Source organism: Bacillus cereus group sp. BfR-BA-01379, from assembly GCF_022663605.1.
GTDB classification, from domain to species: domain Bacteria; phylum Bacillota; class Bacilli; order Bacillales; family Bacillaceae_G; genus Bacillus_A; species Bacillus_A mobilis.
In genome coordinates this window covers 22,070-29,088 of the sequence record NZ_JAKUFT010000066.1, presented here as the reverse complement: position 1 = coordinate 29,088, position 7,019 = coordinate 22,070, and the positions used below count along the sequence as shown (strand labels likewise).

The following is a 7,019-nucleotide window of genomic DNA, read 5'->3' as shown; positions in this document are numbered from 1 at the left end:
GGTAAAGAGTTCACAGCTTCTGAAAATGCTCCTTTAACTGTAGATGTGAAAGTACTTGATAAAGATGGCAAAGCAGTTGCAAACAAAGACTTTGCTAAATATGAGAATAAAGAATTAGTTTTAGATACAAAAGGACAAGCTGCTGGTAAATATACAGTAGAATTAACTGCAACATCTGGTAAAAAAGAAGCTAAAGCTACATTAGCTTTAGAATTAAAAGATCCAGGTGCATTCTCTAAATTTGAAGTTCGTGGTTTAGAAAAAGAATTAGATAAATATATTACTGATGAAAACAAAAAGAATGCAATGACAGTTTCTGTTCTTCCAGTTGATACAAACGGTTTAGTACTAAAAGGTGCAGAAAAAGCAACTTTCGAATTAAAAGCAACAGATAAAGATGGTAAAGAAATTAAAGATTTAACTAACCGTGTTTCTGTAAGCACTAATGTTGAAAATGAAAACACAATCACTTTAGGAGCAGAAGCGAAAGCTGGAGATACTTACACTGTATCTATTTCAACTGGTGGCAAACTAATCACAACTCACTCATTCAAAGTTGTTGATACAGCACCAGCTGCTAAAGAATTAGCAGTAGAATTTACAAGTACATCTCTTAAAGAAGTAGCTCCAAGTGCTAATTTACAAGCTGCACTTTTAAATATCTTATCTGTTGATGGTGTACCTGCAACTACAGCAAAAGCAACAGTTTCTAATGTAGAATTCGTTTCAGCTGATACAAATGTTGTAACTGAAACTGGTACATTCGGTGCAAAAGGCACAACATCTATCTACGTGAAAAGCATGACAGTTGTAAAAGATGGAAAAACACAAGAAGTAAAATTTGATAAAGCTGTACAAGTTACAGTTTCTATTAAAGAAGCAGCACCTGTAGCAAACTAATTTAAAATCATTTGATACATGAAATGATTAAGAGAAGCCTATGAGAAAATAGACAAAAGTCTATGAGTATCATAGGCTTTTTGTTTGGATTTTATTTCATGTGCATTTGAGGTTGAAAAGGAATAGTTTTATTGAGAAATAAATAGAGAACGCTTTCAAAAATAGAAGAATACTCCATCGATATGTAAATTATTTGTAAATTAACACCTTTTTTTGTTAAAAAAACATTCGAAAAGAAGAATAAAATGTCGAAATGCAATATTTTTAGTCGAATGTAGTCTGAAAATTGCATTTATTGTAAAAAGTATTTAAATGATGAAGTGGAAATATGTGCTATAATTCCAATTGTGTATTCGATATGAAAAATATACGAAGCGCAGTGAGAGTGGTTTATAGGAAAACAGTTTGTTCATTTCTATATTTGAGTATTATTGATATGCTAATAATGCAATTAAAAGACTGAATTATCAGAATGTGTCGAATCTTCTTTTGAGAAAGTTCTTGATAACGAATAGTTTTGTATAGTATGATGAACTTGTTTCAAAAAATGGTATTTAAACCTTATATTTACATCTAACGGTTTGTATCATTTTATTATGTGAACTACTTTTCATTATAGTATTTTTGTTTGTGTTTTTATTGTTTTATGGCTTTTCTAACTAGCTAGTTTTTAAATTTAATAAGATATGAAACTAGTAGCATATTCCTGAAGGAGGAAATTTATAAAATGGCAAAGACTAACTCTTACAAAAAAGTAATCGCAGGTACAATGACAGCAGCAATGGTAGCAGGTGTTGTTTCTCCAGTAGCAGCAGCAGGTAAATCGTTCCCAGACGTTCCAGCTGGTCATTGGGGATTAGATTCTATCAATTACTTAGTAGATAAAGGTGCAATCGAAGGTAAACCAGATGGTACATACGCTCCAGCTGAAGAAATTGACCGTGCTTCTGCTGCGAAAATTATGGCAATTACATTAGGTTTAAAAGTTGAAGAGGGTGCACAACCATCTTTCAAAGATGCTAAAAATCATTGGGCTTCTAAATACATTGCAGCTGTTGAAAAAGCGGGTGTTGTTAGAGGTGATGGTAAAGAAAACTTCTCTCCAGATAAAAAGATTGACCGTGCTTCTTTCGCTTCTATGATAGTAGGTGCTTATAACTTAAAAGATAAAGTTAACGGCGAGTTAGTTACAAAATTTGAAGATTTATTAGATCATTGGGGTGAAGAAAAAGCAAACATCCTAATCAATCTTGGACTTTCTGAAGGAACAGGCGGAAACAAATGGGAGCCAAATAAATCTGTATCTCGTGCAGAAGCAGCTAAATTTATCGCAGTAGCAGATAAAAAATATGGCAAAAAAGATAATGCACAAGCATATGTAACTGATGTGAAAGTTTCTGAACCGGCGAAATTAACATTAACAGGAACTGGTTTAGATAAGCTTGCTGCTGAAGATGTAACTCTTGAAGGAGACAAAGCTGTTACGATTGAAGCAAATGCTGACGGTACTTCTGCAGTTGTAACACTTGGTGGTAAAGTAGCTCCAAATAAAGATCTTACTGTAAAAGTGAAAAATCAATCATTCGTAACGAAATTCGTATACGAAGTTAAAAAATTAGCAGTAGAAAAACTTACATTTGATGATGATCGTGCTGGTCAAGCAGTTGTCTTCAAATTAAACGAAGAAAAAGGTAACGCTGATGTTGAGTATTTAAACTTAGCAAACCATGACGTCAAATTTGTAGCAAATAACTTAGACGGTTCACCAGCAAACATCTTTGAGGATGGAAAGTCAACTTCTTCTACAGGTAAACTTGGTGTTGGGCTTTCACACGGTGACTATAAAGTAGAAGTACAAGTTACAAAACGCGGTGGTTTAACAGTTTCTAACACTGGTATTATTACAGTGAAAAACCTTGATAGACCAGCTTCTGCAATTAAAGATACTGCATTTGCAGTAGATGCTGATAAAAATGGTGTAGTATACGGTAATAAACTTACTGGAAAAGACTTCAAGTTAAATAGCCAAACGTTAGTAGTTGGTGAAAAAGCACAAATCCATAACGTAGTTGCTACAATTGCTGGAGAAGATAAAGTTGTTGAGCCAAACTCAATCAGCATTAAATCTTCAAACCACGGTGTTATTTCTGTAGTAAACAACTACATTACTGCTGAAGCTGCTGGTGAAGCTACACTTACTATTAAAGTAGGCGACGTTACGAAAGATGTTAAATTTAAAGTAACGACTGATTCTCGTACATTAAAATCAGTAAAAGCTAACCCAGATAAATTACAAGTTGTTCAAAATAAAACATTACCTGTTACATTCGTAACAACTGACCAATATGGCGATCCATTTGGTGCAGTAAAAAAAGATATCAATGAAGTCCTTCCAAAAACTGGTGTAGTTGCTGAAGGTGGATTAGATGTAGTAACAACTGACGCTGGTTCAATTGGTACAAAAACTATTGGTATTACAGGTAACGAAGTTGGCGAAGGTACAGTTCACTTCCAAAACGGTAATGGTGATACTTTAGGTTCATTATATGTGAACGTAACAGAAGGTAACGTTGCATTTAAAAACTTTGAACTTGTATCTAAATTAGGTAAATACGGTGAATCACCTGATTCAAAACTTGACCTAAATGTTTCTAACAAAGTTGAGTATCAATTATCTAAGTACACTTCAGATCGCGTATACTCTGATGCTGAAAACTTAGAAGGTTATGTAGTTGAGTCTAAAAATCCAGCTGTAGCTGAAGCTAAAATTGTTGGAGATAAAGTTGTTGTAACTGGTAAAACGCCAGGTAAAGTTGATATCCACTTAACGAAAAATGGTGCAACTGCTGGTAAAGCGACATTAGAAATCGTTCAAGAGAAAATTGCTATTAAATCTGTAAACTTCAAACCAGTTCAAACAGAAAACTTCGTTGAGAAGAAAATTAATATCGGTACTGTGTTAGAACTTGAAGGAAGTAACCTTGATGATATCGTTAAAGGTATTAACTTAACGAAAGAAACACAACATAAAGTACGTGTTGTAAAATCTGGTGACGACCAAGGTCAACTTTACCTTGATACAAATGGTAATGCTCACTTCGATATATTCGATCAAAAGCTTGGTCATGTAACAGTATCTCAAACAAGTGATTCTGTACTTCCAAACTTCAATCCAGACATTTACAATACTTTAACTACTAAGTACACTGACAAAGGTACATTAGTATTCAAAGTATTAGGAGATAAAAACGTTGTAACAAGCGAAATCGGTTCACAAGCTGTACACGTGAACGTGCTTAATAACCCAAATCTATAAGTTGATTATAGATAGAGTGAAAAATCAGTGGGGATTCATCCCCACTGATTTTTTTCGTAAATATCGAAAAGAAGCCTCTTGTAATTTTTACAAGAGGCTTCTTTCTATTTCTTAAATTTAAACATATCCCCACTCAAATTCGAATCACTATACACGAACAATACCATGTTAATGTTGTTGTCTTTCAAGTATTGATATACATCTTTTTCGTGATAGTGACGCAGGTCGAGGATGGATGTGTGTTTAAAGCTTTGTGCTAAGTGTGGCACGATTGCGTTCGCGAATGAGTCTTTTAGGACTAAGGCGCGTACTTCATTTGGTGCATTGTTATTTTCGATGACGATTTCTGGATAGTCGTCTGTATAATAACCTGCGTATGATGTTGTATCTTTTTGTTTTTCGACGCCGTATATGTCATCTAAGTTTTGATGAATAGTACCTTTCACATCTTTTGCGGTTACGCTTGTGAAGTTGAAACCGCCTTTCGGTGTGTAGTAGCACAATTTTTCACCGTTTGCATCGATGAGTTGGTATAGTTGGTTGTTGAAGCTTCCAACTAAATGTTTATTTTGCGCACATGTACGAGTGTAGTCTTCTTTTTTTATTTCTTTTCCTTTATATATAGAAGACTGTTGCCTGATTGTGTTCATGATATATTGGTAGCCTACAAAGGCACCGTCCATATTCCAATGATGATCTGTTTTGAAATACATGTCTTGTATTTCTTCGTTCTTATAGTTCTGTTTAAATTGTTCCATCAGTTTTATTGGCTTTACGTCCGCTGGAAGTTTCGTTAGAAAGTAATTTAAATTTTCCTGTGCATATGTGTGAATATGAGAAGGTAATTTAAATGATAATGCATTCGTTTTTGACGGTGGTAAAGCAAAGTAAAACTCAACGTTTTGTTCTTTTAAAAACTGAGATAAATCGTTTATAGCGGGCATGGATTGGTCAATTTCGTTATATTTTGTCGTCCACGCCGGGTTCTTTAGGAGCCATTTATCATCAGTTAAAATAATGTCGTTAATAAGAGATTTACCCATATTAATTTGGGCAATTGTATAGTTTTTAATAAGCTCATCTCGTCCGATTAATTGATCATTTGTGTATGTTTCAAAATCTTTAAAGAAGCTACCAGTTAAAAGGGCTTCTTTCGTAAGTGCTGGTTTTTGAGCGAGCGGCCGATTTTCAACTGGTGAAATGTCACGGTCTGTTTTGAGTAACGATAATATGCCAAATGAAAAGATAATGGTGAGAAAACCGATAAACAGGATGAGGTTCCCCAATTTTTTCATAATAACTTTTCCTTCCTACATCAGTTAAAACCTGAAATAAATAAATGGATTATATGTTGAGTTAATCAAGTACATAACCGAAATCATAAATAATGTTAGTAATAATATAGGACGTACAAATTGCATCGTGAACATATACGTTTTTGGCGCAAGTTCTAGTATGTTTTTCATTCGTTTTAAAATTGGTGTCGCTGCGATAAAGGCAATGAGAAATACGATAATGTATTCATGTACGTATAACATTGTATTGTCATCGATGAAAGATTGTCCTCCTATGCCGAACATCGCTTTTAAATATTGGAACGAGTAAGCGAAGTTGTCAGCTCGGAAGAAGACCCAACCGATCATAACGATTAGTAATACGTATGCATGTTGCAGCGGTTTCCATAGTTTGTTTAATATTTTTTCGAATCCAGCTTTTTCAATTGAAATAATAAAGCCGTAATATAAGCCCCACGCGATAAATGTCCAGCTCGCCCCGTGCCATAAACCCGTTAATCCCCATACGATGAAGAGGTTACGATAATTCGCTAGTTTTGAAACGCGGTTTCCGCCGAGCGGGATATATATGTAATCGCGGAACCAAGAACCAAGTGTAATATGCCATCTTCTCCAAAACTCTGAAATAGATTTAGAGATGTACGGGTAGTTGAAGTTTTTTGGGAAATCAAATCCGAACATTTTTCCGAGTCCAATTGCCATATCAGAGTATCCTGAGAAATCAAAATAAATTTGCAGGGTGTAAGCGATAATACCAATCCATGCCGTTCCAACACTTATTTCAGATGGTGGTAAGGCAAATATTTTATCGGCGACAAATCCGACTTGGTTGGCAATTAATATCTTTTTTGCTAGTCCGAGAACGAAAATTTGAATACCTTCTGTGAATCGTTCAAAAGAATGGATGCGCGTTTTAATTTGCTCAGCAACGATATTGTAACGAACAATTGGTCCGGCAATAAGCTGAGGGAAAATAGATATATATAGCGCTAAGTTAAGTGGGTTTTTTTGAACATCCCCATCTTTACGGTATATATCGATGACATAGGACATCGCTTGGAATGTATAAAACGAAATTCCAATTGGTAGTGGAATAGGTTCCACATGAATAGATAAGTGCAATACGTTGTTTAACATGTCTGTGAAAAAGGAAATATACTTAAAATAAGAAAGTAATAAAATATTTCCGACCACAGCCATAATTAAAAATGTGACTTTCATATTTTTTCGTTTATCATAATGATGCACGAGTAGGCCGAAGCAGTAGTTTAATACGATGGAAAAGAGCATTAAAAGAACGAAACGCGGTTCGCCCCATGCATAGAAAATTAAACTAAATGCAAGTAATACGAAATTACGTAGCTCGGCACGCACTATAAAATAGAAAAATAATACGAGAGGTAAAAAGATAAATAAGAAAATTGAACTACTAAATACCAATGGACTCTCCTCACTTTTTCAAAATACATTTCGTGCAAAAAAACCGACATATCTATTATATATTTTTT

3 protein-coding genes and 1 pseudogene are annotated in these 7,019 nt (G+C 34.4%); 2 read left to right on the top strand and 2 right to left on the bottom strand.

Features of this window, described 5'->3' with window-relative positions; genetic code table 11:
- Together MR113_RS21005 and MR113_RS21000 are read left to right on the top strand one after the other, a co-directional pair.
- Window positions 1-900, top strand: a pseudogene (locus MR113_RS21005) (S-layer homology domain-containing protein); the annotation flags it as partial.
- 727 nt (window positions 901-1,627) lie between these two features.
- Window positions 1,628-4,216, top strand: a complete 2,589-nt coding sequence (locus tag MR113_RS21000) for an S-layer homology domain-containing protein (RefSeq protein ID WP_242256645.1) — start codon at window positions 1,628-1,630, stop codon at window positions 4,214-4,216.
- 104 nt (window positions 4,217-4,320) lie between these two features.
- Here the strand turns inward: MR113_RS21000 and patB1 are convergent, their stop codons facing one another.
- Together patB1 and MR113_RS20990 are read right to left on the bottom strand one after the other, a co-directional pair.
- Window positions 4,321-5,511, bottom strand: a complete 1,191-nt coding sequence (gene patB1, locus MR113_RS20995) for a secondary cell wall polysaccharide O-acetyltransferase PatB1 (protein ID WP_242256643.1) — start codon at window positions 5,509-5,511, stop codon at window positions 4,321-4,323.
- 24 nt (window positions 5,512-5,535) lie between these two features.
- On the bottom strand, window positions 5,536-6,951 hold the full coding sequence (locus MR113_RS20990; protein ID WP_242256641.1) for an MBOAT family O-acyltransferase: 1,416 nt from the start codon (window positions 6,949-6,951) through the stop codon (window positions 5,536-5,538).
- Between the last annotated feature and the right edge of the window lie 68 nt (window positions 6,952-7,019).